At 74.9% G+C, this 26,659-nt stretch carries 23 protein-coding genes; 14 read left to right on the top strand and 9 right to left on the bottom strand.

The features are described 5' to 3' along the window. Positions 1 to 118: 118 nt before the first annotated feature. The 4 genes from ABD208_RS02300 to ABD208_RS02285 are packed head-to-tail and all read left to right on the top strand — an operon-like array spanning position 119 to position 4,842. The gene (locus tag ABD208_RS02300) at positions 119 to 1,096 is read left to right on the top strand and encodes a glycosyltransferase family 2 protein (protein WP_344099070.1); all 978 of its coding nucleotides are present in this window, start codon (positions 119 to 121) and stop codon (positions 1,094 to 1,096) included. Further along, a complete protein-coding gene (locus tag ABD208_RS02295; RefSeq protein ID WP_344099068.1) occupies positions 1,083 to 2,462 on the top strand; it encodes a tyrosine-protein kinase domain-containing protein in 1,380 nt (459 codons plus the stop codon). The genes ABD208_RS02300 and ABD208_RS02295 overlap by 14 nt, the downstream gene beginning before the upstream one ends. Then, positions 2,459 to 3,922: a lipopolysaccharide biosynthesis protein gene (locus ABD208_RS02290; protein ID WP_344099066.1), complete on the top strand. Its 1,464-nt coding sequence runs from the start codon at positions 2,459 to 2,461 to the stop codon at positions 3,920 to 3,922. Before ABD208_RS02295 ends, ABD208_RS02290 begins: the two co-directional genes overlap by 4 nt. Continuing rightward, entirely contained in the window at positions 3,919 to 4,842 is a 924-nt protein-coding gene (locus ABD208_RS02285) for a phosphotransferase (protein ID WP_344099064.1), read from the top strand. The genes ABD208_RS02290 and ABD208_RS02285 overlap by 4 nt, the downstream gene beginning before the upstream one ends. Positions 4,843 to 4,879: 37 nt before the next feature. Here the strand turns inward: ABD208_RS02285 and ABD208_RS02280 are convergent, their stop codons facing one another. Together ABD208_RS02280 and ABD208_RS02275 are read right to left on the bottom strand one after the other, a co-directional pair. Beyond that, a complete protein-coding gene (locus ABD208_RS02280; protein ID WP_344099062.1) occupies positions 4,880 to 5,761 on the bottom strand; it encodes a sulfotransferase domain-containing protein in 882 nt (293 codons plus the stop codon). Beyond that, positions 5,758 to 6,933 (bottom strand): DUF1972 domain-containing protein, encoded by a 1,176-nt coding sequence (locus ABD208_RS02275; protein ID WP_344100005.1) that lies wholly within the window; start codon positions 6,931 to 6,933, stop codon positions 5,758 to 5,760. Before ABD208_RS02275 ends, ABD208_RS02280 begins: the two co-directional genes overlap by 4 nt. Positions 6,934 to 7,112: 179 nt before the next feature. On the opposite strand from ABD208_RS02275, the gene ABD208_RS02270 reads away from it, so the two are divergent. Continuing rightward, entirely contained in the window at positions 7,113 to 7,607 is a 495-nt protein-coding gene (locus tag ABD208_RS02270; RefSeq protein ID WP_344099060.1) for a DUF456 domain-containing protein, read from the top strand. 47 nt (positions 7,608 to 7,654) lie between these two features. Beyond that, positions 7,655 to 8,146, top strand: coding sequence for a GNAT family N-acetyltransferase (locus ABD208_RS02265; protein WP_344099058.1), 492 nt, complete (start codon positions 7,655 to 7,657; stop codon positions 8,144 to 8,146). Positions 8,147 to 8,159: 13 nt separating this feature from the next. Here the strand turns inward: ABD208_RS02265 and ABD208_RS02260 are convergent, their stop codons facing one another. After that, on the bottom strand, positions 8,160 to 9,752 hold the full coding sequence (locus ABD208_RS02260) for a sugar transferase (protein ID WP_344099056.1): 1,593 nt from the start codon (positions 9,750 to 9,752) through the stop codon (positions 8,160 to 8,162). Positions 9,753 to 10,071: 319 nt separating this feature from the next. On the opposite strand from ABD208_RS02260, the gene ABD208_RS02255 reads away from it, so the two are divergent. Next, the gene (locus ABD208_RS02255) at positions 10,072 to 11,208 is read left to right on the top strand and encodes a glycosyltransferase family 4 protein (RefSeq protein ID WP_344099054.1); all 1,137 of its coding nucleotides are present in this window, start codon (positions 10,072 to 10,074) and stop codon (positions 11,206 to 11,208) included. 70 nt (positions 11,209 to 11,278) lie between these two features. Here the strand turns inward: ABD208_RS02255 and ABD208_RS02250 are convergent, their stop codons facing one another. After that, positions 11,279 to 11,638 carry a hypothetical protein gene (locus ABD208_RS02250; protein WP_344099052.1) on the bottom strand — a complete coding sequence of 120 codons (360 nt, stop codon included), beginning with the start codon at positions 11,636 to 11,638 and terminating at the stop codon, positions 11,279 to 11,281. A gap of 331 nt (positions 11,639 to 11,969) precedes the next feature. On the opposite strand from ABD208_RS02250, the gene ABD208_RS02245 reads away from it, so the two are divergent. Genes ABD208_RS02245 through cobA form a run of 3 tightly spaced genes read left to right on the top strand, consistent with a single transcriptional unit; the run spans position 11,970 to position 16,148 of the window. Continuing rightward, positions 11,970 to 13,718, top strand: a complete 1,749-nt coding sequence (locus ABD208_RS02245; protein WP_344099050.1) for a nitrite/sulfite reductase — start codon at positions 11,970 to 11,972, stop codon at positions 13,716 to 13,718. Next, entirely contained in the window at positions 13,715 to 14,719 is a 1,005-nt protein-coding gene (locus ABD208_RS02240; protein ID WP_344099048.1) for a phosphoadenylyl-sulfate reductase, read from the top strand. The genes ABD208_RS02245 and ABD208_RS02240 overlap by 4 nt, the downstream gene beginning before the upstream one ends. Further along, positions 14,712 to 16,148, top strand: coding sequence for a uroporphyrinogen-III C-methyltransferase (cobA, locus tag ABD208_RS02235; RefSeq protein ID WP_344099046.1), 1,437 nt, complete (start codon positions 14,712 to 14,714; stop codon positions 16,146 to 16,148). Before ABD208_RS02240 ends, cobA begins: the two co-directional genes overlap by 8 nt. 205 nt (positions 16,149 to 16,353) lie before the next feature. On the opposite strand, the gene ABD208_RS02230 is transcribed toward cobA, so the two are convergent. Continuing rightward, on the bottom strand, positions 16,354 to 17,046 hold the full coding sequence (locus ABD208_RS02230) for a LuxR C-terminal-related transcriptional regulator (protein ID WP_344099044.1): 693 nt from the start codon (positions 17,044 to 17,046) through the stop codon (positions 16,354 to 16,356). A gap of 108 nt (positions 17,047 to 17,154) precedes the next feature. After that, positions 17,155 to 18,642, bottom strand: a complete 1,488-nt coding sequence (locus ABD208_RS02225) for an ATP-binding protein (protein WP_344099042.1) — start codon at positions 18,640 to 18,642, stop codon at positions 17,155 to 17,157. Between the two features lie 135 nt (positions 18,643 to 18,777). Here ABD208_RS02225 and ABD208_RS02220 point away from each other — a divergent pair, with 135 nt between their 5' ends. Both ABD208_RS02220 and ABD208_RS02215 read left to right on the top strand, forming a co-directional pair. Further along, positions 18,778 to 20,421 carry a PspC domain-containing protein gene (locus ABD208_RS02220; protein WP_344099040.1) on the top strand — a complete coding sequence of 548 codons (1,644 nt, stop codon included), beginning with the start codon at positions 18,778 to 18,780 and terminating at the stop codon, positions 20,419 to 20,421. Then, positions 20,418 to 20,912, top strand: a complete 495-nt coding sequence (locus ABD208_RS02215; protein WP_344099038.1) for a hypothetical protein — start codon at positions 20,418 to 20,420, stop codon at positions 20,910 to 20,912. Before ABD208_RS02220 ends, ABD208_RS02215 begins: the two co-directional genes overlap by 4 nt. Positions 20,913 to 21,024: 112 nt before the next feature. Here ABD208_RS02215 and ABD208_RS02210 read toward each other — a convergent pair whose 3' ends face one another. From ABD208_RS02210 to ABD208_RS02200, 3 genes are all read right to left on the bottom strand, one after another. Next, complete coding sequence (locus ABD208_RS02210) at positions 21,025 to 21,651, bottom strand: prepilin peptidase (protein WP_344099036.1); 627 nt, start codon at positions 21,649 to 21,651, stop codon at positions 21,025 to 21,027. A 119-nt stretch (positions 21,652 to 21,770) separates the two neighbouring features. After that, positions 21,771 to 23,375: a glutamine-hydrolyzing GMP synthase gene (gene guaA / locus ABD208_RS02205; RefSeq protein ID WP_344099034.1), complete on the bottom strand. Its 1,605-nt coding sequence runs from the start codon at positions 23,373 to 23,375 to the stop codon at positions 21,771 to 21,773. Between the two features lie 9 nt (positions 23,376 to 23,384). Next, positions 23,385 to 24,479, bottom strand: a complete 1,095-nt coding sequence (locus ABD208_RS02200; RefSeq protein WP_344099032.1) for a DMT family transporter — start codon at positions 24,477 to 24,479, stop codon at positions 23,385 to 23,387. 80 nt (positions 24,480 to 24,559) lie between these two features. Between ABD208_RS02200 and pdxR the strand changes: the two genes are divergently transcribed. After that, a complete protein-coding gene (gene pdxR, locus ABD208_RS02195) occupies positions 24,560 to 26,089 on the top strand; it encodes a MocR-like pyridoxine biosynthesis transcription factor PdxR (protein ID WP_344099030.1) in 1,530 nt (509 codons plus the stop codon). A 9-nt stretch (positions 26,090 to 26,098) separates the two neighbouring features. Next, on the top strand, positions 26,099 to 26,506 hold the full coding sequence (locus ABD208_RS02190) for a DUF3817 domain-containing protein (protein WP_344099028.1): 408 nt from the start codon (positions 26,099 to 26,101) through the stop codon (positions 26,504 to 26,506). The last annotated feature ends 153 nt before the right edge of the window (positions 26,507 to 26,659 follow it).

Genomic DNA, 26,659 nt, shown 5'->3' with positions numbered 1-26,659 from the left:
ACCGATAGGTGTCATACGACAAACCCTATGGGCCTTTCTGGAGATCTTCTCGGAGAGTCACGCAATTCACCCCGTGTCCGGGTCGCTTTCGGGAAAGGCGTCCGGCAGGATTCTCGGCGTGCCCACCACCCCCGGACCTGCCGTCGTCGTGGTCAGCTACGGTTCGGCGGAACTCGCCGCACAGGCGCTGCGGCCCTTCGCCGGTACCGGCTGGACCCGCGTCCTGGTCGACTGCTGGAGTTCCGCCGCCGAGCGGCAGCGCGTGCTCGACCTCGGCGCCGCCGAGGGCTGGCGGCTCGTGCTCCCGGACGCGAACCTCGGCTTCGGGGCCGGGGCCGACGCCGGGATCGCGGCGGCGCGCGACGCCGGGTGCGACGTCTGCCTGGTCCTCAACCCGGACGCGACGATCACGGCCGGCGACGCCGGGGCCCTGGTGGCCGACGTCGCCGCCGATCCGGCCCTGCTGGTGGCACCGGTCGTCCGCACGCCGCGCGGCACCGGCTGGTTCACGGGCGCCGTCCTCGACCTGCGCACCGGCCGCACCCGCGCCGGCGAACCCGCCGGCCCCGACGACGTCCCCTGGATCTCCGGCGCCTGCTTCGCCGTCTCCGCGCAGCGGATGCTGGACCTCGGCGGGTTCGGCGGGCATTACTTCTTGTACTGGGAGGACGTCGACCTGAGCGTACGCTGGACCCGCGCGGGCGGGCGTCTCGCCCTGAGGCGGGACCTGACCTGCGTGCACGACGCCGGCGGGACCCAGGAGGGCAACGCGCGCGCCGCCGGTCACGGCACCGCGACGCGCGGCAAGTCGGCCCTCTACCACTACTACAACACCCGCAACCGGCTGCTCTTCGCCTCCCGCAACGTTCCCGCCGGGCACCGGGGCGGATGGCTCCGCGCCACTCCCGCCTACACGCGGGAGGTGCTGCTACGGGGCGGCCGGCGCGCCGTCGTGCGCCATCCGCTCCGGACGGTGTGGCCCGCGCTCAGGGGCACCGCGGCCGGGCTACGGTTCCTCGCGGCGGCGCGCTCCGGCACCGCGGCCACGAACGACCGCACCACCGACACGAAGGGCGTGACGCATGGAGCTCGCTGACTACATCGCGGCGCTGCGCAAGCGCTGGCCGGTGATCGTCGTGGCCGTGCTGGCCGGGTGCCTGGCCGGCCTGGGGTACGCCCAGACCGTCACGCCCAGCTACCGCGCCACCGCGAAGGTGTTCGTCAGCACCGAGCAGGGCGCGACCGTCCAGGACCTGATGCAGGGCTCCACGTTCACGCAGAACCTGGTCACCTCCTACGCGGAGCTGGCCACGATGCCCGCGGTGCTCGGCCCGGTGATCTCCCAGCTGGGCCTCGACACGACGCCCGCCGACCTGTCGGAGCAGATCACGTCGATGGTGCCGCTGGACACCGCGATCATCGAGATCGCCGCCGAGGCCGACAGCGCCGATCTCGCGTCGCGGATCGCCAACGCGACCGCCGAGCACCTCTCGCAGACGGTCACCGAGGTGTCGCCGACGACGGCGAGCGGGGCCAGCGCGGTCAAGCTGACCGTCGTCGCGCAGGCCGAGCCGCCGCCGGAGGCGTTCGCCCCCAACACCCGCCTGCTCGCCGCCGGGGGGGCCGCCGCCGGGCTCGCCGCCGGCGTGCTGATCGCCGTCGGCCTGGCGCTGTTCGACACCCGGATCCGCACGGCGAAGGACCTCCCGCACGGCGCGGACCTGGCGATCCTCGGCTCGGTGCCGGCGCCGTCGCGCAGCGCCGACGACGCCCTGCAGACCCTCGCCGAGGCCTACCGGCGCATCCGCGCCAACCTGCAGTTCCTCGACGTCGGCTCGCCCGTGCGGTCGTTCGTGGTCACGTCCTCGGTCGCGAACGAGGGCAAGACCGCCACGGCGATCGGGCTGGCCCAGGCCCTGGCCGAGCGCGGCGCGCGGGTGCTGCTGGTCGACGCCGACCTGCGCCGGCCCAGCCTGGCCGACCGGCTGGGCCTGGAGGGCGCCGCCGGGCTCACCACGGTGCTGATCGGCCGCGCGACGCTGGAGGAGGTGGTCCAGCAGGTCGGTCCGCCGCGTTTCGCGGTGCTGACCTCGGGCGACGTACCGCCGAACCCCGGCCGGCTGATCGAGTCCGAGGGCATGGACAAGCTCGTGCGGAAGGCGCGCACCGACTACGACATCGTGATCTTCGACGTCCCGCCGCTGCTGCCCGTGACCGACGGCGCGCTGCTGGCCCGCCGCACCCAGGGCGCCGTCGTCGTGGCGCGGGCCAAGCGGGTCAGCCGCGACCAGCTGACCGACGCCCTCGACTCGCTCAAGGCGATCGGCGCGACCTGCCTCGGCCTGATCGCCAACGGCGTCTCCCGGGCCGACGCCGAGTTCGACGGCTACGGCGACAGCTACACGACCTGGCGCGACGGACGGGACAACGGACGGAAACAGAGCCGGTGGCAGCGGAGGTGACGCCACTGGCACGGCGTGCCGCCCGGGGCGCCACGGTCACCGCCGCCTCGCAGGCCGCGCGGATCGTGCTCCAGGTGCTCGCCGTGGCGGTCCTGGCGCGGCTCGTGCCACCCGCGGAGTACGGCCTGGTCGCGATGGTCGCCGCCGTCGTCGGCATCGGGGAGATCCTGCGCGACGCCGGGCTGTCGTCCGCCGCGATGCGCGCGCCCGAGCTGACCGTGCGCCAGCGCGACAACCTGTTCTGGGTCAACACCGGGATCGGGGCGCTGCTGACCGCCGTGACGATCGCGGCCGCGCCGCTCGTCGCGGGGTTCTTCGGCGAGCCGGACCTGACGGGGATCTGCCAGGGCCTGGCGTGGATGTTCCTGGTCAACGGGCTGGCCACGCAGCACCGGGCCGGGCTCGTGCGGGACATGCGGTTCCGCGCGCTGGCGGTCGTGGAGGTCGCCGCGCCCGTGGCCGCGCTGGCGGCGGCCGTCGTCGTCGGACTGCACACGCACGATCACCGGGCCGTCGTCGTGCAGCAGGTCGCCACGACGGCGGCCGTTCTGGCGGGCGTCTGGATCGCCGGGCGCTGGGTGCCCGGGCGGCCCCGGCGGGAGCCGGGGATGCGCGGGTTCTTCACGTTCGGCGGCGGGCTGCTGGGCTCGCAGCTCGTGGGGTACGGGGCGGACAACCTCGCGACGTTCGTCATCGGGGTCACCCTCGGGCCCGGGCCGCTCGGCCTGTACAACAGGGCGTACCAGCTGCTCATGCGGCCGCTCGGCCAGCTGCGACAGCCGTCCACGACGGTCGCGCTGCCCGTGCTCGCGCGGCTGTCCGAGGACCCGGAGCGGTTCGACCGCATGCTGCTGCGCGGCCAGCAGGTGCTGGCGCTGCCGGTGGTGCTGGTGCTCGCCGTCGTCGTCGGCGCTTCCGAGGCCGTGGTCGGGGTCTTCCTCGGGCCCGGCTGGCACGACGCCGCCCCCCTGCTCGCGCTCTGCGCGGTGGCGGGCGGCTGCCAGACCCTCGCGTACGTCGGGTACTGGACGTACCTCGCGCGCGGGCTGAGCGGCGCGCTGCTGGCCTACTCGACGGTGACCGCGGTGCTGAAGATCGCCGGGGTGCTGATCGGGAGCTTCTGGGGGGTGAACGGGATCGCGGCCGGGTTCGCGGCGTCGGCGGTGCTGGAGTGGCCGCTGTCGTTCTGGTGGCTGTCCCGGGTCACCCGGTACCCGGGCGGGCGCCTCGCGCTCGGGGGCCTGCGGATCCTCGCCCAGGCCGTGCCCGCGGGGAGCGCCGCCTGGCTCGTCACGTGGGCGGCCGCCGGGACCCCGGCGGGATCGCCCGGGGTCTCGCTGCTGCTCGCCCTGGCGGCCGCGGCCGCCGTGTGGGGGCTGTGCCTGACCGTCCCGCCGCTGCGGCGCGACGCCGCGCTGCTGGCCGACGTGCTGCGGGCCGTGCGGGGAGGACGCCGATGAGCGCCCGCACGATGCTGCTCCGGCCCGCCACGGGCACGCGGAACGTCCTGGTGCCCCTGACGTCCCGCAGCGGCGCCGCCGCGGGGATCTCGCTGATCACCCGCTCCCGCTGGTACGCCGTCGCGAGCCAGTGGGCGCTGTGGGGCCTGGCCTCGACGATCGGGCCGCGCGCGGTGCCCGGCGAGCACGTCGCCTGGGACCCGCCCGGCGGGGCCGAGCGCTGGACGGCGCTGCGCGCGGACCTCCCGGAGTTCCACGACCTGGCCGTCTACCAGCGCCCGCAGGCCTCGCGCGGCGGGCTCGCGGCGCTGCTGCTGCGCAGCGGCCACCCGGTCGGGTTCCTCAAGCTGCGTGACGACGTCTCGGAGCTGGACCGCGAGCAGGCGGCGCTCGGCGCGTTCCCCGGCGGCGCCACCTCGACGTTCCGCGTCCCGATGGTGCTGGGCCGGGGCACAGTCGGCGGCCTGCACTGGATGCTGCTGTCCGCGATGCCGCCCCGGCCGGCGGCACCGGCGTCGACGACGGCGATCCGGCCGGTCCTGGCGGACCTGCGGCGGCACCTGGCGGGGGCGCTGCCCCGGCCGGACGGGACCCCCGCGCACTGGGAGCCGATGCACGGGGACCTCACGGCCTGGAACCTGCGCCGGTCCGGGCGCGGGCTGCCGTGGCTCATCGACTGGGAGGACGCGGCGTGGGCGCCGCCCGGGGCCGACCTCGTCTACTACCGCGCGACGACGATCGCCGCGTTCGGCAGGCCCCCCGGGTGGTGGTCGCTGCGCGGCGCGGAGGCCCGCCCGGCCGGGCAGGACGAGGCGGCCGAGTTCTGGCTCGCCCGGTGCGCGGCCCGGCCGGACACCGACCACGACGCGGCGTTCACCGCCCGGCTCATCGAGGTCCTGGGGACCTTCCTGGACCGGTAGCGGCGGGTCGCCCGGGCGGTTCACCCGGGCGCGCGGTTCACCAGGGCAGGTCGCGGCGCAGGATCTCGCTCAGGTCCTGGTTGAACGGGGCGTAGTGCTGCCGCAGCGCCTCGCGGGTGGCCGGCAGCAGGCTGCGGCTCGGCGACGCGTTCCACGGGTCGCTCGCGGCCGCGGGGAGCGGAGCCGGGGGCAGGCCGAGGAACCCGGCGACATCGTCGCAGGCCCGCTGCGGGGCGGCGTAGAACTCCTCGGCCACCAGGACGTGCACCTGCTCGGGCGGGAAGTACTTGAGCCAGCGGCGCAGGTGCGGCGCGTACTCGCCCTGGGCGCGGTAGGACTGCTGCTCGTGGGCGTAGCTGGTGTAGCCGGGTTCCGCCAGGATCCGCTCCTCCTCGCCCGCGAGGCGGGTCTCCTCGGCCGCGAGCGCCTCCTCGAAGGTCGCCAGGGGCTCGGCGTGCTCGCGGCGCCGTTCGCGGTAGTGGGAGAAGGCGCGCTCCACCGGGTCGCGCACGACCAGGAGGATGCGGGCGCCGGGGACCTCGCGGGCCGCCCGCTCGGCGGCCAGGGGGTGGAAGAGGTAGTAGGGGGACCCCTCGCCCACGAGCTTGCCGCGGCGCAGCGGGGTGAGGGGGAAGTGCGAGCGGTACCAGGCGTTGCCCCGGCCGTGGTGGGTGTCGAAGTAGTGCACGCCCTTGGTGTGGTTGTCCTTGGGCAGGAACCTGGCGCTGGGGAACAGGGGCAGGATCCGGGGGTGCTCGAGCAGCGCGAAGTAGAGGGAGGTGGAGCCGCCGCGCTTGGCGCCGATGAGCAGGAAGTCCGGGCCGCGGCGCAGCCAGGAGGTCGCCGTGCCGTATCCGCGGATCGCCGCCCGCCCCGCCGCCACGACGGGCGCCGGCAGGGACGAGCTCGTGAGCCTCATCGCCGGGCCGCCGGTGAGCGGCGCCCGGCGAACGGGCGGGGGCCTGGCGTGCTGCGTGCCGCGAGGTCGCGGGCGAGCCGTTCGTAGCCGTCGGTGACGACGTCCCAGTCGTAGTCCTTGGCGCGCAGCGCGAGGGCGGTGCCGCGCCTGGCGCAGTCCCCCGGGTCGGCCTCGGCCGTGAGGATGCGCTGCGCGACCTGCGTCGTCGTGCGGAAGTACGTGCCGGCGTCGCGCAGCACCTCGCGGTTGAAGGGCACGTCGTAGGCGATGGTGGCGGTGCCCCCGCCGATCGCGCGCAGGAGCGACGGGTTGGTACCGCCCACGGAGTGGCCGTGCAGGTAGGTGAAGGCGTTGGCGTAGAGCTGGTCCAGGAGCTCCTGGTCCCAGACGCCGCCGAGCATCCGCACGCGCGGATCGCGGTCCGCGCTCCTCCGGATCTTCTGGGTGTACGCCTCGCTGTAGGGCGCGGAGCCGACGACGACGAGCGGCCGGTCGGCGGGGCTCCCCACGTAGCCGTCCACGATCAGGTCGACGTGGTTCTCCGGCTCGAAGCGGGCCACCACGAGGTGGTAGCCGCCGGCCGTCAGGCCGAGTTCGGCGAGCCGGTCGCTGCCGGTGGCGGACAGGTCCGGGGCGCCGTAGCTGATGAGGCGGCTGCGGGCGCCGTACTCCTCGCGGTAGTAGTCGGCGATGCCCTGCGCGTCGGCGATGAGCGCGTCGGACAGCCGGACCGACGCCGTCTCCGCGGCGCGGTAGTAGCGGCGCCCGACGGGGCCCCACTTGGCGCGGCGCCACTCGAGCCCGTCCACGTGGGTGGCGACGGGGATCCGGGCGGCGCGCAGCACGGGCAGCAGCGGCGCGTTGGCGGAGTTGAACACCAGGGCCACGTCGGTGCGGTCCCGCAGGAGGTGCCCGACCGACAGCGCGGTGTGGCTGAGGGTCTCCAGCGCACGGCGGCGCGCGGCGGGCAGCACGACCCGCTCCATCCCGAGGTACACGTCAGGATCGACGGTGTCGCCGGAACCGGCCTGGTCCGCCGGACGGCGGCAGTACACCCGCACCCGGTGGCCGCGCTCGGCGAGCCGCCTCCCGATCTCCTCGACGGCGGTCTCGAAGCCGCCGTAACGCGCGGGCACCCCGCGGGTTCCGACCATCGCGATGCTAGGTTTCATCGACACGTTCTCCAGGGTAAAGCGGACTGTGAACCGCGCACATCACATATGCGGGGGAATCCGGCGTGGTCTTGTGGATGGCCGGGGTCCGTGGACCCACCCGGCTTCTTTCCTGGTCGCGGCGCCGCGCCGGTACGCTCGGCCCATCACTCTGACCGCCGGACAGGAAGCACCGAACCGTGGACGTCAACTTTGAATATCTGCCCGAGACCCTCGTGGGCCTCGCGATCCTCGTGGGCCTCGTCGGGATCGTCGTGCCGGTGCTGCCCGGCTCGATCCTGATCGGCGGATCGATCCTCGTGTGGGCCTTCCTCACCGGCAGCGCGACCGGCTGGTGGGTCTTCGGGATCGCGGCGGCGCTGCTGGTGGCCGCCGAGGTGCTGCAGTACGTCGTGGCGGGCAGGCACATGAAGAAGTCCGAGGTACCGAACTCGACGATCATCCTCGGCGGGATCGCGGGCGTGGTCGGGTTCTTCCTGGTCCCGGTGGTCGGCCTGTTCCTGTTCTTCGCGGTGGCCGTGTTCCTGGTGGAGTGGAACCGGCTCCGGGAGAGGCCGGCCGCATGGCGCTCGACGATCGCCGCGATCCAGGCCAGCGCCCTCACGATCGGCATCCAGCTGCTCGGCGCGCTGGGGGCGGCCACGACGTGGATCATCGGCCTGTTCCAGGTCTGACGGCCGCGGGTGGCCGCGGGCCGGCGAACTGCCGTGACAATGGCGTCATGGAGATCGTGATCACTCCCTTCGAGAAGCTGGATCCGGCCGTCGCGTACGGCGTCTGGCGGTTGCGCCAGGACGTGTTCGTCGTCGAGCAGGACTGCCCGTACCCCGACCTGGACGGCCGCGACCTGGAGCCGGCGACCCGGCACGTGGTGCTGCTCGAGCCGCCGGACGGCGCCGCCGGTCCGGGCGGCGCGGGCGACCCCGGCACGAGCGGCCGCGTCCTGGGCACCGCACGGATCCTGGACGACGGCGACCGCCTGCGCGTCGGCCGGGTCTGCCTGGCCCGCGAGGCCCGCGGGCGGGGCCTGGCCGACGACCTGATGCGGGCCGCGCTGGCCCACGTCGAGGCCGCGGGGGACGGCCGCGACGTCGTGCTGGACGCGCAGTCGCCGCTCGCGGGCTGGTACGGCTCGTTCGGATTCGCGCCCGACGGCGAGGAGTTCCTGGAGGACGGCATCCCCCACACCCCCATGCGCCTGAGCCGCCCCTGAGCGCACGCCGCCCTCAGTACGCCCCCCGCGCCGACACCACGGCACGGGCGGTCTGCGCGAGGATCAGCAGGTCGAGCTGCGGGGTCCAGTTCTCGGCGTAGTACACGTCGCACCGCACCGACTCGTCCCAGGACAGGTCGGAGCGCCCGCGCACCTGCCAGAGCCCCGTCATGCCGGGCTTGACGAGCAGCCGGCGGCGCATCCGCTCCTCGTACCCGGCGGCCTCGCGCGGCAGCCCCGGACGCGGTCCCACCAGGCTCATCTGGCCGGCCAGCACGTTGAAGAGCTGCGGCAGCTCGTCGAGCGAGTAGCGGCGCAGCACCCTCCCGACCGGGGTGATCCGCGGGTCCTGGCGCAGCTTGAACAGCAGGCCCGCGCCCTCGTCCGCGGTGCCCAGCGCGGGCATCAGCCGGTCGGCGTCCTTCTGCATCGTGCGGAGCTTGATCATGGGGAACGTGCTGCCGTTCCGGCCGACCCGCTCCGACAGGTAGAACGCCGGCCCGCGGCTCGTGGCGACCACGACGAGCGCCAGCACCAGGATCAGCGGCGTCGCCAGCACCGCCAGCACGAACGCCAGGGACCGGTCCATCACCTGCTTCACGACGTACTTGGGGCCGGTGAACCTCGGCAGGTCGACGTGCAGCAGGGACATCCCCGGCGCGGGCGAGACGCTGATCCGGGGGGCGGCGACGTCGGCCAGGTCAGCCGCGAGCATGAGCTCGATCCCGCGCTCCTCGAGGTTCCAGCCCAGCCTGCTCACGTCGTCGGACGTGATCTCGTGCGAACCGCTGACGGCCACGGCCCCCGCGCCCGCCTGCTGCGCGAGCTCGCCCGCGCGGTCCGGCGAGCCGAGCACCGGGACTCCCGCCACGGAACCGCCCAGGGCGCCCTCGGCGCCGGGCAGGCACGCGCCCACGACGACGAACCCGTGGTCCGGGGCGTCGTTCATCGTGCGGATCAGCCGTTCCACCTGGACGCGGTGCCCCACGGCCACCACCGCCGTCAGGCACTCCGAGCGACGGCGCCGGTGGTTGATCCGGCGGCGCCACGCGAACCGGCCCGCGAGCAACCCGCCGGCGCCCGCCGCGAAGACCAGCAGGATCGCGTCCCGCGCCTCGGTCCAGGTCGACAGCCAGGCGACGATCGCCACGACGGCGAACGCCTTCCAGGTCGCGCCGAGCACCCGCTGGTACTCGGCCATCCCGGCCCCGAACAGGTGCCAGTCGTAGGCCTTCGACATGCCGAGCGACAGCAGCCAGACACCCGTGGCCCCGGCGATCGCACCCGCCGTACCGACGTCGAACCCGCCGGCGCCCGCCGCGCCCGATCCCCCCGCGTGCACGGCGCAGGAGGCGACGCCCGCCCCGGTCAGCACGACGGCGTCGGTCGCCCTGACCACCATCCGGTGCCGCGCCTGCCAGCGGCCCGCGGGAAGGCCCCCGCCGCCGTGGTCGTGGTCGTGGTCGTGGTCGTGGTCGTCGTCATGATCCTCGCCACGCTCCGGACCCGCCCCGGGGCGCTCCACCGGCCTCCGGGTCTCGTCCCCGGCTCTGGATCTCGTTCTGGAACGGGCCGGGGCCTTTTCCATCACGGCCTGCTTCGTCACGCGCGATCCTCTCAGACTCGTGTGTGCGAGTGCCTGTTTTCTACTGTTTCCGGCATCGTTTCCGAGCCCGTGTTCCCGGCCGTCCGGGTCCGGGGCGAGAACAGATGAGGGCCCTGACCGAGCCGGGGTTCGGGCCCGTGAACCCGGGCCACCCGGATCACGGTAAATCGGATAGGACAGCCGTGCCTCTTGATCACATGAACTTCACCCCGTTTTTCATCCGAAGTCCGGCGTTTCATGACCGGCGCGGCGCAGCCACCCGGGCAATTCACCCGTATGTCGATGAGCGCCCATCAACGGCGGATGGCACAGTTCACATATGACGACGGTCCTGCTCGCCCACCCCTCCGCCGAGCTGTACGGTTCCGACCTGCAGCTCGTCGAGACCGTCACCGGACTCGTCGAGGCCGGGGCCACGGTGGTCACGGCGCTCCCGCACGACGGCCCCCTGGCCGCCGGGCTGCGCGCGGCGGGATCGCGCGTCGAGATCGTCGGCATGCCGGTGCTCCGCAAGGCGCACCTGCGCCCGGGCGGCATCGCGCGGCTCGCGTGGCTCTCGCTGCGGACCGCCGGGCCGATCCTGCGCCTGATCCGCCGGCACCGCCCCCGCGCGCTCCTGGTCAACACCGTGACGATCCCGTCGTGGCTGGCGCTCTCCCGGCTCGCCGGCATCGCGCCGGTGTGCCACGTGCACGAGGCCGAGGCCGACGCCGCGCTCCCCGTGCGGATCGCCCTGAACGCGCCCCTGCTGCTCGCCCGCGACGTCGTCGTCAACTCCGCGACCGCGCGCGACGTCGTCGTCGGCGCCGTCCCGGCGCTGCGCCGCCGCACCCGGGTCGTCTACAACGGCGTCCCCGGCCCCGCGACGGTGACGCCGGGCAGGTCGCCGGACGACGACGCCGCGCCGGGCTCGTCGCTCGTCGTCCTCGTCGGGCGCCTGTCCCCGCGCAAGGGCACCGACGTGGCGCTCGAGGCGATCGGCAGGCTCCGCCGCGACGGGCACGACGTGCGTCTCGCGCTGTGCGGCTCGGTGTTCGCCGGGTACGAGTGGTTCGAGGAGCAGCTGCGCGCGCGGGCGGCGCGGGCCGACCTCGCGGGCGCCGTCGAGTTCGCGGGGTACGCCGACGTCTGGGAGTGGTTCGGGCGCGCCGACGTCGTCGTCGTCCCGTCGCGCGTCGAGCCCTTCGGCAACGTCGCCGTGCAGGCGCTGCTCGCCGAGCGCCCGCTCGTCGCGAGCCGCACCCAGGGGCTGGCCGAGATCGTGCGCGACGGCGAGACCGGGCTGAGCGTCACGCCGGGCGACCCCGCCGCCCTCGCGGACGGGATCGCCACGCTGCTCGGCGACCCCCGGCTCGCGGCCGCCCTCGCCGCCGCGGGGCGCAAGGACGCCGAGGCCCGCTTCGGCGCCGGCCGCTACCGGCGCGACCTGGCCGGCATCGTCCTCGGCACGGCCTGACCGGCGGCACGCCGGCGGCGCCCGCCGGCCCGGCCGATCCCGTCCGGGAGCCGGCCGGCCCGCGAGCCGGTCAGTTCCAGAAGACCGCGACGAGGATGTTCACCAGGGTCAGGCCCAGCACCGCGCCCTTGAGACCCTGCGACACGTTCTCGCCCTTGCGCACCGCGATCTGCGCGACGACGGCGACCGCGAGCGAGATCACGAGCTTCACGCCGATCTTCGCCATCGACGGGCCGTCGCCCTCGAACGCGCCGACGTGCGCCATCTCACCGACGCCGACCATGAGCACGCCCGCCACCAGCGCGCCCCAGGCCCCGTGCGACACGGCCTTGTACAGCTCCGGGCGGCGCATCGAGGCGATCGTCCCGCCGAACACGAGCGCCCAGCTCGCGAAGTGCGCGAACACGAACAGGTTGTAAAGGAACTCCATGCCGGTCAGCTTATCCCGGCGTGACGACTTCCCTACCTAAATGATGGGGATTTCCCCGGACGAGCCCGCGAAGTGTGACCTGCGAGACATTGATGCCGTCGATCGGTCGTATCGGTATCCACGATGTGAGAAAGGGATTACGAGCGCCTCGCCCGATGGTTACTGTCGGTGACGTGATCCGGTCGATGCGCCCCCGAATGCGTGCCACGCGAATGTGCACGTGTCCGCAGGCGTGCGCCGGCGATCGACGCCCTCACCGGGACGGCTGATCCAGCGCCGTCGCACGCCGCCCCGACAGACCCCAGCGAACGACGGACGAGGATCACACTCCATGACTCAGGCACCCGAGCACGCCATCGCGCGCCCCGCGAACCCCGCGCCGGCCGCCCAGCCCGCTACCGCCACCGCAGCTCCCGTGCGTAAAGCACGTCCCAACGGCCAGTGGAAGATCGACGGCCTGGACCCGCTGAACCACAACGAGGAGTTCAAGCAGGAGTCCGCGCCCCTGCTGGTCCGCGAGCGCATCGAGAACATCTACTCCCGCGAGGGCTTCGACTCCATCCCCGGTGACGACCTGCACGGCCGGTTCCGCTGGTGGGGGCTCTACACGCAGCGCAAGCCCGGCATCGACGGCGGCCGCACCGCCACCCTGGAGCCGCACGAGCTCGAGGACCCGTACTTCATGCTCCGCGTGCGGGTCGACGGCGGCGCGCTGACCACGGACCAGCTGCGCACGATCGCGGGCATCAGCAACGACTTCGGCCGCGGCACCGCCGACATCACCGACCGCCAGAACATCCAGATGCACTGGATCGAGGTGGAGAGCGTCCCCGAGATCTGGCGCCGGCTGGAGGCGGTGGGCCTGTCCACCACCGAGGCGTGCGGCGACTGCCCCCGCGTCATCCTGGGCAGCCCCGTGGCGGGCATCGCCCGGGACGAGATCCTCGACCCGACGCCGGTCATCGAGGAGATCCAGGAGCGGTTCATCGGCGACCCGTCACTGGCCAACCTGCCGCGCAAGTTCAAGTCCGCCATCACCGGTCACCCGAGCCAGGACGTCGTGCACGAGATCAACGACATCTCGTTCGTCGGCGTCGAGCACCCCGAGCTCGGCAAGGGCTACGACCTGTGGGTGGGCGGCGGCCTGTCGACCAGCGCGCACCTCGCGGAGCGCCTGGGCGTGTTCGTCGCGCCCGAGGAGGCCGCGGACGTGTGGCACGGCGTCGTCCAGATCTTCCGCGACTACGGCTACCGCCGCGTGCGCAACAAGGCGCGCCTGAAGTTCCTGGTCAAGGACTGGGGCGCGGCCAAGTTCCGCCAGGTGCTGCAGGACGAGTACCTCGGCCGCGCGCTGCCGGACGGCATCGCGCCGCCCCCGCCGTCGGCGGAGAACGACCACGTCGGCGTGCACCCGCAGAAGGACGGCAGGTTCTACGTGGGCGTCGCGCCGACGGTCGGCCGCGTGTCGGGCGACATCCTGGCCCGGCTCGCGGACGTCGTCGAGCAGCACGGCAGCGGGCGGATCCGCCTCACCCCGCACCAGAAGGTCGTCGTGCTGGACGTGGCGGGCGAGGAGGTCAAGTCGCTCTCGATCGCGCTGCGCGAGATCGGCCTGGAGGCCCGGCCGAGCGAGTTCCGGCGCCGCACCATCGCGTGCACCGGCATCGAGTTCTGCAAGCTCGCGATCGTCGAGACGAAGGAGGCCGCGGCCACGGCCATCGACGAGCTGGAGAAGCGGCTCGGCGACACGTCGCGGCTCAAGCCCATCACGCTGAACGTCAACGGCTGCGCGAACTCGTGCGGCCGCATCCAGACCGCCGACATCGGCCTCAAGGGCCAGCTCGTGCTCGGCGACGACGGCGAGCAGGTGCCCGGCTTCCAGGTGCACCTGGGCGGCGGGCTCGCCTCGAAGGACCGCGACACCGCGGGCCTGGGGCGCACGGTGCGCGGCCTGAAGGTGACCGCCGACGGCGTCGCCGACTACGTGGAGCGCGTCACGCGGCGCTTCGAGAAGGAACGCAGCGGCGACGAGACGTTCGCCGACTGGGCGCACCGTGCGGACGAGGAGGCACTGCGATGAGCGAGCCCCATTCCGGTTCGACGGCGGTCGTGGCCGCGGACAGCGGCGATCAGGAGCCTTCCTCCCCGGTGCCGACGGGAGTGCCGGCGGCCGACGACGCCAACCCGGCGGTGCACGCCGCCGGCAACGGGTTCGCGAGCGGCATCGCGCACAGCCTCAGCGACCGCACCTCGCGCCTCGACGAGATCCGGGCCCGGGCGCGCGCCCGTGACGAGGCACGCGAGCAGGCCCGCGAGGCGCACGCCTACGTCCGGGCGGGCGGCATCCGCCGCCGCCGGACGCCCGAGGAGCTGAAGAACGTCGTCGAGCGCGGGCAGGCGCTGCTGCACGGGACGTCGCTCCCGGGCGGTCCGGGCACGCAGCGCGAGGCGTCCGCGGAGGCCGTGATCGCCTGGGCGGTGCGGGAGTTCGGGCCGTGGCTGGCGGTCGCGTCCTCGATGCAGGACACCGTGCTGGCGCACCTGGTCTCGCGGCAGCTGCCCTGGGTGGACGTGCTGTTCGGCGACACCGGCTACCACTTCGCCGAGACCATCGGCACGCGCGACGCGGCCGAGCTGTCGCTGGACGTCAACATCGTGGACGTGCGGCCGGAGCTGACCGTCGCGGAGCAGGACGCGCGGTACGGCGCCAGGCTCCACGACCGCGACCCCGAGAAGTGCTGCGCGATGCGCAAGGTCGCTCCCATGAAGCAGGCGCTGCGCAACTACGAGGCGTGGGCCACGGGCCTGCGCCGCGGCGAGGCGTCCACCCGCCGCAACGCGCCGCTGATCACCTGGGACGAGCGCAACCAGGTCGTGAAGATCAACCCGCTCGCCGGCTGGACCGACGAGGAGGTCGAGGAGTACGCGGCGCGCAACGGCCTGGTCGTGAACCCGCTGCACGACGACGGCTACCCGTCGATCGGCTGCGCGCCCTGCACGCAGCGGGTCGAGAACGGCGCCGACAAGCGCTCCGGCCGCTGGGCCGGCCTCGACAAGGTGGAGTGCGGCCTGCATGCGTGAGACCCCGCTCTATCCCCTGGGCCTGCGCGTGGCGGGCCGGCTCGTCGCCGTGATCGGCGGCGGGCCGGTCGCCGCGCGCCGCGCGCGCGGTCTCGCGGCCGCGGGCGCGTCCGTGCGGCTGATCGCGCCGGAGCTCTGCGAGGACCTGCGCGCTCTCGTGGACGACGACGGCGCGGACGTCGCGTGGACCCGGCGCGGCTACCAGCCGGGTGACCTGGACGGCGCGTGGCTCGTGCACACCGCGACCGGCGACGCCGTCGTCGACTCCGCGGTGGCCGCCGACGCCGAGGCCCTGCGGCTGTTCTGCGTGGTCGCGAGCGACGCCGGGGCCGGGTCGGCGTGGACGCCTGCGGTGGCACGGGTCCCGGCCGACGGCGCCCGGCCCGGGGCGGGCGAGGGCACGTCCGCCGGCCCCGGCCGGAGCACGGCGAACGCCGGCACGAGCGACGGCGCGGCCGGCGACGAGATCACCGTCGCGGTGCACGCGGCCCGTGACCCGCGGCGCGCCAGGGCGATCCGGTCGGAGATCCAGGCACAGCTGGAGTCCGGCGCGCTTCCGGTGCGCCGGGTACGTGCCGACGGCGCTGCGGCCGCCGGGCGCGTGGCGCTGGTCGGCGGTGGCCCCGGCGACCCGGGCCTGATCACCACGCGGGGCCGCACCCTGCTCGCGCAGGCCGACGTCGTCGTCGCGGACCGGCTCGGCCCACGGTCGCTGCTGGCCGAGCTCGCGCCCGACGTGCAGGTGATCGAGGTCGGCAAGACCTCGGGCAACCACCCCGTGCCGCAGGAGGAGATCAACCGCATCCTCGTGCAGCACGCCGCGGCCGGGAAGAACGTCGTCCGGCTCAAGGGCGGCGACCCGTACGTGCTCGGCCGCGGCGGCGAGGAACTGGCCGCGTGCCGCGAGGCCGGGATCGAGGCCGAGGTCGTGCCGGGCGTGACGAGCGCCGTCTCGGTCCCGGCCGCCGTCGGCATCCCGGTCACGCACCGCGGCGTCTCCCGCGGCTTCAGCGTCCTGACCGGCCACGACGCCCTGCAGCCGGCTCATGCCTCCGGTGACGGCGCCGAGCACCGCCCCGTCGTCGTGACGGGCGGCCCGGACCACACCCTGATCCTCCTCATGGGCGTCTCCCGCCTGAGCGAGACCACGGCGGCGCTGACCACCGGCGCCCGCCCGGCCGGCACCCCGGTCGCGATCATCGAGGACGGCTACGGCCCGCGCCGGCGCGTCACGGTCGGCACGCTGGCCACCGTCGCCGCCCGCGCCGAGGAGGCAGGAGTCCGGCCCCCGGCGGTCGTCGTCGTCGGCGACGTCGTCCGCCTCTCCCCTGCCTGGCACTCCCAGGCGGAAACGCCCGAGCCCGCAACGGCCGAGCCTCCAACGACGGGGCCCGCCGCAACCGGATCGGCCACCACCCCGGCCGGCTGACCCCCCTCCTCCTCATCCCCCCGCCGGCACCCCCGGCCCACGAACAGCTGAACGCCGGCTCCCCGCACCGAAGGCCCATCGGCGAGGGAGCCGGCGTTCAGTGCTCCGGTGTCGTCGAGCGGTCGGCCCTCTGTCCGTGCGGTCGGCCGCTCGAGGGGCCGATTTCTCGACATCGAACCGACCGCATCGCCCCGCCCCGCGATCCCTACAGCAGCCGGCGCGCCGCCGCCCAGCGGGTCAGCTCGTAGCGGGAGCTGAGCTGCAGCTTGCGCAGCACCGCCGACACGTGCGTCTCCACCGTCTTGATCGAGATGAACAGCTCGCTCGCCACCTCGCGGTAGGAGTACCCGCGCGCGATCAGCCGCATCACCTCCTGCTCGCGCTTGGACAGCCGGTCCAGCTCGTCGTCGGCGACGGCGATGTCGCCCGCGCCCGTCCCGAACGCGTCCAGCACGAACCCCGCCAGCCGCGGCGAGAACACCGCGTCCCCGCCCGCGACCCGCACCACCGCGCCCGACAGCTCCGGCCCCGAGATGTTCTTGGTGACGTACCCGCGGGCGCCCGCCCGGATCACGGCCACGACGTCCTCCGAGGCGTCGGACACGGACAGCGCCAGGAACCGCACCGGCACCTCGCCGTCGCTGTTCGGCCGGGTCACGTCGGCGCACCGCTGCACCACCTCGGCGCCCCCGCCGCCGTTCCCGCCGGGCAGGTGCACGTCGAGCAGCACCACGGGCGGCCGCTTCTCGTGGACGACGGCGACGGCGGAGTCGACGTCGTCGGCCTCCCCCACCACGACGACGCGCTCGTCGAGCGACGCCCGCACCCCGGTGCGGAACAGGTGGTGGTCGTCGACGAGCACGACGGGGACGCGCGGTCGGATCGGTTCGGCGGTCATGCGTTCTCCTCGTTCGTGCGGGACGTCCGCGCCCCGTCGGCCGCCGGGATCGCGGCTTCGCCGTGGTCGGTCACGCGGCCTCCTTGATCGTGGTCGTGCTGGTCCTCATCATGCCCTCGTGGTGTCCGACAACGCGCCGGGTGCGTCCGCGGCGCTCCCCGCGCCCGGCGCGCCGCCGTTCGCCCGCGCGTGCCGGGCCGGCGCCACGCCCTCGCGCGGCACGCTCATGCGCACCTCCGTACCCCAGCCGGGCCGGCTCTGCACCTCCGCGACGCCGCCGCGGCGGCGGACCCGCCCGAGGATCGACTCGCGCACGCCGAACCGGTCCGAGGCGATCTCGTCCATGTCGAAGCCGTCGCCGCGGTCGCGGACGAACGCCTCCACGGACTCGTCGCCGATCTCCAGGTAGACGGACACGGGCGCGCGCCCGTGCGTGGCGGCGTTGACCAGCGCCTCGCGGGTGGCCTGCAGCAGCGCGCCCGTGCTGGCGCAGGGCACGCAGTCGCCCACCACGACGGTCTCGACCGTCAGCGGCGCGTAGGCGTCCTCCACCTGGCCCACGAGGTCCCGCAGCTCGGCGGCCAGCGACTCGCCGGGCGCGGGGCGGTCGTCGTAGAGCCATTCGCGCAGCTCGCGCTCCTGGGCGCGGGCCATGCGGGAGACGGACTCGGAGTCGTCGGCGCGGGCGCGGATGAGCGCGAGGGTCTGCAGCACGGAGTCGTGCAGATGGGCGGCGATGTCGGCGCGCTCGGCCTCGCGGGCGCGGGCGGCGCGCTCGTCGCCGAGCTCGCGCACCAGCTTCAGCCACCACGGCGCGAGCACGAGGATCACGCCCGCCACGACGGCGACCGACGCGACCGTGGCGCGCGCCATCGTGCCGATCGACGCCTCCTGCCCCACGAGCAGCAGCACGCCCACGATGGTCAGCAGGATCCCGCCGATCAGCCGCAGCATCCCGGCCCGGGTGCGCGTGCTGTCGCCGAACCAGCGCCCGCGCGACGTGCCGTCCACCTGGCTCCACGCGAGCGCGATCCCGCCGAGCACGATGAGGGCGGGCAGCAGCCACGACGCCCAGGGATCCCACCCGGCCTGCACCGCGAGCAGCAGCGCGGCGCCGCTGAGCAGCACGACGCCGACGGTGATGTCGCGGGTGTTCAGCCGGGTGACCGGCCCGGACAGCCGCAGCCGGTCGGTGAGGGAGGGCGGCTTCCGGCCCTGCCCGTCGCCCGCCTCGCCCGGGGCCGCCAGCCGCGGCGCGAGACGGCGCCGGCCGGGGCTGGCGTCGTCCGGTTCCGGCGTTCCGGGGGGAACGGTGAGCCACCAGAACAGGTAGAGCACGATCCCCGCCCCGTTCAGGAACGTGGTGAGCACGAAGAGCACGCGAACCAGCCAGAGCGGGAGGTCCAGGTGCACCGCCAGGCCCGCGGACACGCCCGCGACGAGGCGGTGCTCACGCGGGCGGCGCAGGGTCAGGCGGGACGACGACGCCGGGCGCGGGCCGCCGGGGGTCCCGCCCGCGGCGGCGTCCGGGATGCCGGAGCCGCCGGGGGTCTCGCCCGGAGTCCCGCCCGGCGGCGGCGCTGCTGGATTCGTCACCCTCCGATCGTGGCACGTCGCACGGCCCCTGAGGACCCGCGGCCGCGCATCTCAGGGTCCCTGCGACGGCTAACCAGGGTCCCTTCAGGGCAGCACCCGATCCGCATCCGCCCGCCGGGAGGCGAGCATGGAGCCATGACCACAGACCCGACTCCCGGCGAGAGTCAGCCTCCGACGCCGCGCCCCTCGGCGCCGCCGGACGCCGGCCCGCAGCCGCCGTCGTCCCGGGACGACGCGACCGCTCGCCAGGCACCCCCCGAGCACACCCAGCCGGCGCTGCCGCGCTACACGGGCCAGAACCCGCCCGACTACCCGCCGCCCGGGGAGCAGGGCCCCCGGCGCCCCGCGGGCTCCGGCTTCTTCGACTCGATCCGCCGCACCGGCCTCTACCGCGCCGACAAGCGCTGGGTCGGCGGCGTGGCCGGCGGGTTCGCCGACCGCATCGGCTGGGACCCGCTCCTGGTCCGGGGCCTGCTGGTGCTCAGCCTGTTCATCGGCGGCATCGGCCTCGTCGCCTACGCCATCGCCTGGGCGCTCGTGCCCGAGCAGTCCGACGGCCGCATCCATCTCGAGGAGGCGATCCGCGGCAGCTTCGACGTGGCCGTCCTCGGCGCCGCGGTCGTGCTGCTGATCGGCTTCGCCTGGGGCGGGCCGTGGCAGTGGGGCTTCTACGGCGACTCCGAGTGGGTCGCGGCGATCTTCTGGCTGGCGGTGATCGGCGGCGTCGTCTGGCTGCTCGTGAAGGCCGCCACGAAGCGGCCCTCGCTCGAGGGCGAGCCGCACGCGCTGCCCTACCCGCCGGCGCCGGGTCAGCCGCCCCGGACGCCGCACGCGGCGCAGCCCTACCCGGCGACGACGGCGCCCGCCGCCCAGCCGCGCCCCACGGCCACCGGTGCCGCGTACCACGGACCGCACTACCCGGTCCCGCCGCCCCTGCCGCTGCCCGCGGCGCCCGGCCTGCCGGGCGTGCCGGGCGGCCAGGCGCCCTATCCGGGTGCGCCCCATCCGGGCCCGCGTCCCCCGCGACCGCCGAAAGGTGGGGGCGGCGGGATCGTCCTCGGGCTGATCCTGCTGGCCGGCGCGGGCCTGCTGTTCCACCGGTTCGTCCTGGGCGGTGACCTCTGGTTCCTGCCGTCGGGCGACGGGCAGATCTTCGGCACCTGGATCGGCATCTCCCTGGCCGTCATCGGCGTGGCGATCGTCGTGGCGGGGCTGCGCGGCCGCTCCAGCGGCGGGCTCGGGGCGCTGGCGATCCTGGGGCTGATCGTGGCCGTACCCGCGGGCCTCGTGTACGCGAGCGACTCCTACATCGACGAGACCGTGTCGATCGGCGGCGACGTCGTCGACAGCATCGGGGACTCGCTCGACCCCCGCGTCGACGGTTACGGCCCCGGCCTGCCGATCACCGAGGGCACCACCTCGCCCGACACGATCACGCAGGCGGAACGCGGCTACGCGGTCCAGTGGGGCGATCCCACGATCGACCTGACGGACCTCGAGCTGCCCGGCGGGCCGAGCCCCGACCCGGTCGAGATCCCGGTCGCCGTCGGCGCCGGCACGGCCCGGATCGTCGTCCCCGCGGACGCCGCGGTCACCGTCGATGGCACGATCTCCGCGGGTGTGCTGCAGTGGAACGTCGACGGAGAACACCAGAGCTACAGCGGCTTCGACGGCAGGCCGTTCGAGCTCTCCAGCGACGAGGCCGACGACGACGACGCCCAGCTCCACCTGGTCATCGACGTCTCCGCCGGCGAGGCCATCATCGAGGAGGAACGATGAGCGACAGCAAGCACGAGCCCGACGCGACTCCTGACCCCACCACGCCGCCCGCGATCCCGCCGGCCATCCCGCCCCGGACGGCCGCGGCGCAGGAACCTCCGGCCGAGGCACGGCCGGAACCTCTCCGGCCGGCCGAGGTGACCCCGGCGGACCTCGGCGAGCAGCGGGAGGCCCGGCAGGACGCGCAGCCGGACGCCCGACCGGGCGCCGCCCCGGCCGGGCCCCCGGCCGGCCCCTCGGCCGGCGCCACCCGGCAACCGGCCGCACAGCCGGCGCCGGCGGCGTCCCGCCCCCGGAACCCGCAGGGCCCGCGCGTCGGGACGATCGTCTGGGGCCTGGTCGTCCTGGCGATCGGCCTGGGCGTCATGGCCGCCGCCGCGGGCGCGAGCATCGACCTCGTCCTGGCCGCGATCCTCCTCCTGGGCGGCGCCGGCGCGGCCCTGGTGGCAGGCTCGATCGTCTCGAGCTTCCGCCGCCGCACGGAGAACTGACCTCACGCAGGGCGCGGTGGCGGGTGAGGGCTGCGGCCCTCGCCCGCCACCGCGCATGAGAGGCGCCGGGGATCCCCGAACCCTGGCACCGGCAGCACCTGACCCGGCCCGCTCAGGAGCCCAGCCGCGCCCAGGTGAGGGCCACCACCACGCCCAGGAGCATGAACGGGCCGAACGGGATGTAGCTCTTGCGGCCCACGACCCGCAGGAGCAGCAGGATGACGACGACCACGCCCGCGACCAGGTAGGGCGCCGTCATCCCCAGCAGGAAGACGTCCCAGCCGAACCAGGCGGTCACCGCGCCGAGGATCCCCGCGAGCTTCACGTCGCCCAGGCCGACCCCGGTGCCCCGGAAGATCAGGTACGTCACGGCGTAGAAGCCGCCGTGGGCCGCGAAGCCCAGCTCGGCGCGCCACAGCGCCTCCCAGGACGGCCCGCCCGTCAGGGCTCCGGCGGCCGCGGCGAGCACGAGCAGCACGCCCGCGACCGCCGTCGCCGGGTACACGATCGCGTTCGGGAGCCGGTGCGTGCGCGCGTCGATCACGGCGAGCGCGGACCCGGCGAGCGCCAGGACGACGACGGCGGGCGTCGCCCACGACGGGCCGCTCGCCCACACCGCCCAGCTCACCGCGGGCACCGCCACCAGCGCCGACATCCGCGCGAACGGGCGGATCTCGCCGGCGAGCCGGGCCAGGAGGCCCGCGGTCGGGCGGTGCGGGGCGGGAGCGACGTCGGTCACGTACCGAGCCTAGACGCAGCACGAGACCCGGGCAGCAGGCAGGAATCGCGGGAAAGAGCGCTCACACTCGCGATTTCCGCCTACGAGACGCAGAAGAACGCCCTGGGCGTTCGCTGCGGTCACTCCCACTCGATGGTGCCCGGCGGCTTGCTCGTCACGTCGAGGGTGACCCGGTTGATCTCGCGGACCTCGTTGGTGATGCGCGTCGAGATCACCGCGAGCACGTCGTACGGCAGCCGCGACCAGTCCGCGGTCATCGCGTCCTCGGAGGACACGGGCCGCAGCACGACCGGGTGGCCGTACGTGCGCCCGTCGCCCTGCACGCCCACCGAGCGCACGTCCGCGAGCAGCACCACCGGGCACTGCCAGATCTCCTTGTCCAGCCCGGCCTTGGTCAGCTCCTCGCGCGCGATCGCGTCCGCGCGCCGCAGGATCTCCAGGCGCTCCTCGGTGACCTCGCCCACGATCCGGATCCCGAGGCCCGGCCCGGGGAACGGCTGCCGCGCCACGATCTCCTCGGGGATCCCCAGCTCGCGGCCCACCGCCCGGACCTCGTCCTTGAACAGCGCCCGCAGCGGCTCCACCAGCTCGAACGTCAGGTCGTCCGGCAGGCCGCCCACGTTGTGGTGCGACTTGATGTTCGCGGCGCCCTCGCCGCCGCCGGACTCCACCACGTCCGGGTACAGGGTGCCCTGCACCAGGAACTTCACTTCCTCGCCGTGCGCCCCCGCGTCGGCGACGATCGCGCGCTGCGCGTCCTCGAACACGCGGATGAACTCGCGCCCGATGATCTTGCGCTTCTGCTCCGGGTCGCTCACGCCCGCGAGCGCCGCCAGGAACCGCTCCTTCTCGTGCCGGATCACCAGGTTCACCCCGGTGGACGCCACGAAGTCGCGCTCGATCTGCTCGACCTCGCCGGCCCGCATCAGCCCGTGGTCCACGTGCACGCAGGTGAGCTGGTCCCCCACGGCCTTCTGCACGAGCGCGGCCGCGACGGCGGAGTCCACCCCGCCGGACAGCGCGCAGATCACGCGCGCGTCGCCGACCTGCGCCCGGATCGCCGCGACCTGCTCGGCCACGACGTTCCCGGCCGTCCAGTCCGGGGCGAGCCCGGCGCCGTCGTACAGGAACCGCTCGAGCACGGCCTGGCCGTGCTCGCTGTGCCGCACCTCGGGGTGCCACTGCACGCCGAACAACCGCCGCTCGCGGTCCTCGAACGCCGCGACGGGCGCCCCGGCGCTGGTGGCGAGCACCTCGAAGCCGGGCGGCGCGGCGCGCACGGCGTCGCCGTGGCTCATCCACGCGGTCTGGTGCTCCGGCACGCCGTCGAGCAGGATGCCCGCCGCGCAGACGTCGACGCCGGTCCCGCCGAACTCGCTCAGCCCGGTCCGCGCGACCTCGCCGCCGAGCGCCTGCGCCATCGCCTGGAAGCCGTAGCAGATGCCCATGACGGGCACGCCGGCGTCGAACAGCTTGGGGTCGACGGCGGGCGCGCCCTCGGCGTACACGGACGACGGCCCGCCCGACAGGATGATCGCCGCGGGGTCCTTCGCGAGCAGGTCCTCGACGCTCGCGGTGTGCGGCACGATCTCCGAGTACACGTTCGCCTCGCGCACGCGGCGCGCGATCAGCTGGGCGTACTGGGCGCCGAAGTCCACGACGAGCACCGGCCGGTGCGGTCGCGGGGCGGCATGGGGCTGGGAAACGGTGGCGGGGGTCGTCACCCCAAGATTCTATGTGTCCGACGGCGCGGCGGCCGACCCGGGCCGCGGTCGCAGGCCGACGACGACGCCCGCGACCACCACCGCGACGCCGGCCCAGACGACCGGGCCGGGCGGCGGGCCGCCGAGCAGCACGCCGCCGGCGGTCGCGACCAGGGGAACCACGCCCGTGAACAGCCCGGCCCGGCCGGCGCCCAGCCGCCCGACGGCGGTGTACCAGGACAGGAACCCGATCACCGTCACCACGACCGCGATGTACCCGATCGCCAGGAGCTCGCCGGGCCCCAGGGTCAGGATCGCCCCCGGCCCCTCGGTCACCAGCCCGAGGACTCCGAGGCCCGCCGCCGCCATCCAGATCGCGTGCACCGAGACGCCCAGGGCGCCGAGCCGGGCCAGCACGGGCACCGCCAGCAGCGTGAACCCGCACTCGCACGCCAGGACGAGCAGCGCCCAGCCGATCCCGGCGGCGTCGGTGCGCCCGCCGCCCTGGACGAGCACGGCCCCCAGGGTGACCAGCACGGCCCCCGCGACGACCAGGCCCGCGGGCCGGCGCCGTGCCGCCAGCGGGCCGGCGAGGGCCAGCACCACGGGAACCGCGGCGACCGCCACGCCGACGACCGCGGGCTCGGCATGGGCGACGCCGCGCACGACCCCCACGTTGAACAGCACGAGCCCGCTCAGCGCGACCCCGGCGAGCCAGGCCCACTCCGCGCCGCGCGGCCGCGGGACCCGCAGCCCGGCCACGCGGACGACGACGAGGACCAGCGCGCTCGCGATCACGTACCGCAGCGCCTGGCTGGTGAACAGGGGCGCGTCGGTGAGCCAGGCGGACACCGCGACCTGGCTGCCCACGCAGGACATGGCGACCACGGCGAGCACCGCCCCGGGCGCCGTGCGCGGGCGGGGCGTACGGAGACGGGTCGCGCGGAGGCGAGCCGCGCGCGGGTGGGCCGCGTGGAGGCCGGGCGCACGCGGCACGGCCGCGGTGGGGTGCGCCACGCGCGGATGGGTCGCGGCCGGATGCGCCGCGCGCCGGGGGCTCGCGGGAATCGGGGACGACGGCGTGGCGGGCGCGGCCGCGGCGGGTTCGGTGACGGGGGTGGTCATGTGCTCCAGGCTGCGCCACTCTTGGACCACGACACAGAGCCAAATCGTGGCCGTGGAACTGGTCCAAGTTCGGAGGGCGCATGCCGGGAGCCGATTTCCTCCAGCTCGACCCCGCCCAGGCGCCGCCGGGCGGCCTGACCACCTGGCTGACCGACACGCTGCGCGCCGCCGTCGCGGACGGCCGGCTGGCGGTCGGGGACCGGCTCCCCGCCACGCGCGTCCTGGCCGGGCAGCTCGCGGTGTCCCGCGGCGTCGTCGTCGAGGCGTACCAGCGGCTCACGGACGAGGGCCTGCTCGGCGGGCGCCATGGCGGCGGCACCGTCGTGCGGGCGGGGCCGCTGACCGCGGCGCCCCGTGCGCCCGGCGCGGGTGGATCCGGCGGGCGAACCCCAGCGCCAGGCACCAGGGAATCCGGCGGGCGGAACGGAGCGCCCGGCGGGACCGCGGGGCACCCGAGGAATCCGGCCGCGCCCGGCGCCGTCGTCGTCCCCGGCGGCTGGACCGGCCCCGCCGGGCCGGGGCCGTACCGTGCGACGGACGTGGAGTTCGACCTCACGCCCGGGCGTCCCGACCTGTCCGCGTTCCCCCGCGCGGCATGGGGCCGCGCGGAGCGTGCGGCCCTCGCCTCCGCGCCCGACGCCGATCTCGGGTACGGCGACCCGCGCGGCGTCCCCGCCCTGCGGGAGGCCCTGGCCGGCTGGCTGGCGCGGAACCGTGGCCTCCGGGCACACCCGGACGAGATCCTGGTGGTCAACGGGGTCGCGCAGGGACTGGTGCTGCTGGCCCGGGTGCTCGCGGCCCGCGGCCGCACGAGGGTGGCGTTCGAGGATCCCGGCTCCCGCGGCATGCGCGAGCACCTGGAGCGGTGGGACCTGCGGATCGTCCCGGTCCCCGTGGACGACGCCGGGCTCGACACCGGCGAGCTCGCCCGCACCGGCGCCGACGTCGTGGTCACCACCCCGGCGCACCAGTTCCCGACCGGCGTCGTGCTCGCCGCCGGGCGGCGGCGCGAGCTGATCGACTGGGCGCGCGAGCGCGACGGCCTGATCGTCGAGGACGACTACGACGCCGAGCACCGCTACGACCGCCCGCCCGTCGCGGCGCTGCACTCGCTCGCCCCGGAGCACGTGCTGCACGTGGGCAGCGTGTCCAAGACGCTGGCCCCGGCGATCCGGCTGGGCTGGATGGTCGCGCCACCCGGCTGGCGCGAGGAGCTCACCGAGGCCAAGTACTGGCTCGACCTGGCCTGCCCGGCCCTCCCCCAGCACGCCCTGGCGGGCCTCGTCACCTCCGGCGCCTTCGAGCGCCACCTGCGGCTGGTCCGCAGGCGCCACCGCGCGCGCCGCGACGCGCTGCTCGCCGCCCTGGCCGCCCACCTCCCCGGCGCCGCGGTGCACGGGGTGGCCGCGGGCCTGCACCTGCTGGTCACGCTCCCGGACGGCGTCCGGGACGACGACGTCGCCGCGCGCGCCCTGGCCGAGGGCGTCCTGGTCCAGCCGCTGTCGGCCCACCGCCTCGCCCCGGGCCCGCCCGGGCTCGTGATCGGCTACGCCACCACACCCCCGGACCGGCTCCGCGAGGCGGTCCGCCGGCTCGCCCGCGCCCGTTAGGCTCGTCCCGTGAGCACCGCCGGGTCCCAGTCGCCGTCCGCGCCGTCGGCCGAGGCCGCCGCCATCCGGAAGGCCCGCGGCGCGCTGCGGCGCTATCGTGTCGCGGCGCTCGTGACCGGCGTGATGCTGCTGATCCTGTGCGTGGAGCTGGGGATCAAGTACGGGCTCGGGATGATGACGGACGTGGAGCCGGTCATGCCGTTCATCGCCTGGGTGCCGTTCGCGCACGGCTGGATCTACGTGATCTACCTGATCACGGTCGCGGACCTGTGGTCGAAGATGCGGTGGGGTTTCGGGCGGCTCGCCACGATGACCCTCGCCGGCGTGGTGCCGGTGATGTCGTTCCTGCTGGAACGCAAGATCCATGTCGAGGCGGAGGCCAAGCTCATGGCGCTCGAGGAGCGGTTCGCCGCCTAGGATCGGGATCGGACACGGGGCCCATCAGGGGGCACCAAGGTCATGTCCGGTACTTCCCGAGATTTTCCATCTCAAGACCATAACAAGGATTGACCTTCACCGGTTCACCTTGGAAAGATCGTTCCACGGAACTTCACCCGGAGCAGGGGCGGT

Source organism: Myceligenerans crystallogenes, assembly GCF_039529775.1.
In the GTDB taxonomy this organism is placed as follows: Bacteria; Actinomycetota; Actinomycetes; order Actinomycetales; family Cellulomonadaceae; genus Myceligenerans; species Myceligenerans crystallogenes.
This window is presented reverse-complemented; position numbering and strand designations above follow the sequence as displayed.

Coding starts and splice junctions, on each gene's coding strand:
- ABD208_RS02255 (WP_344099054.1), top strand. CDS start 10,072: ATGACGACGGTCCTGCTCGCCCACCCCTCCGCCGAGCTGTACGGTTCC.
- ABD208_RS02250 (WP_344099052.1), bottom strand. CDS start 11,638: ATGGAGTTCCTTTACAACCTGTTCGTGTTCGCGCACTTCGCGAGCTGG.
- pdxR (WP_344099030.1), top strand. CDS start 24,560: ATGCCGGGAGCCGATTTCCTCCAGCTCGACCCCGCCCAGGCGCCGCCG.
- ABD208_RS02240 (WP_344099048.1), top strand. CDS start 13,715: ATGAGCGAGCCCCATTCCGGTTCGACGGCGGTCGTGGCCGCGGACAGC.
- ABD208_RS02200 (WP_344099032.1), bottom strand. CDS start 24,479: ATGACCACCCCCGTCACCGAACCCGCCGCGGCCGCGCCCGCCACGCCG.
- ABD208_RS02285 (WP_344099064.1), top strand. CDS start 3,919: ATGAGCGCCCGCACGATGCTGCTCCGGCCCGCCACGGGCACGCGGAAC.
- ABD208_RS02220 (WP_344099040.1), top strand. CDS start 18,778: ATGACCACAGACCCGACTCCCGGCGAGAGTCAGCCTCCGACGCCGCGC.
- ABD208_RS02295 (WP_344099068.1), top strand. CDS start 1,083: ATGGAGCTCGCTGACTACATCGCGGCGCTGCGCAAGCGCTGGCCGGTG.
- ABD208_RS02230 (WP_344099044.1), bottom strand. CDS start 17,046: ATGACCGCCGAACCGATCCGACCGCGCGTCCCCGTCGTGCTCGTCGAC.
- ABD208_RS02275 (WP_344100005.1), bottom strand. CDS start 6,933: ATGAAACCTAGCATCGCGATGGTCGGAACCCGCGGGGTGCCCGCGCGT.
- ABD208_RS02265 (WP_344099058.1), top strand. CDS start 7,655: ATGGAGATCGTGATCACTCCCTTCGAGAAGCTGGATCCGGCCGTCGCG.
- ABD208_RS02215 (WP_344099038.1), top strand. CDS start 20,418: ATGAGCGACAGCAAGCACGAGCCCGACGCGACTCCTGACCCCACCACG.
- ABD208_RS02245 (WP_344099050.1), top strand. CDS start 11,970: ATGACTCAGGCACCCGAGCACGCCATCGCGCGCCCCGCGAACCCCGCG.
- cobA (WP_344099046.1), top strand. CDS start 14,712: ATGCGTGAGACCCCGCTCTATCCCCTGGGCCTGCGCGTGGCGGGCCGG.
- ABD208_RS02280 (WP_344099062.1), bottom strand. CDS start 5,761: ATGAGGCTCACGAGCTCGTCCCTGCCGGCGCCCGTCGTGGCGGCGGGG.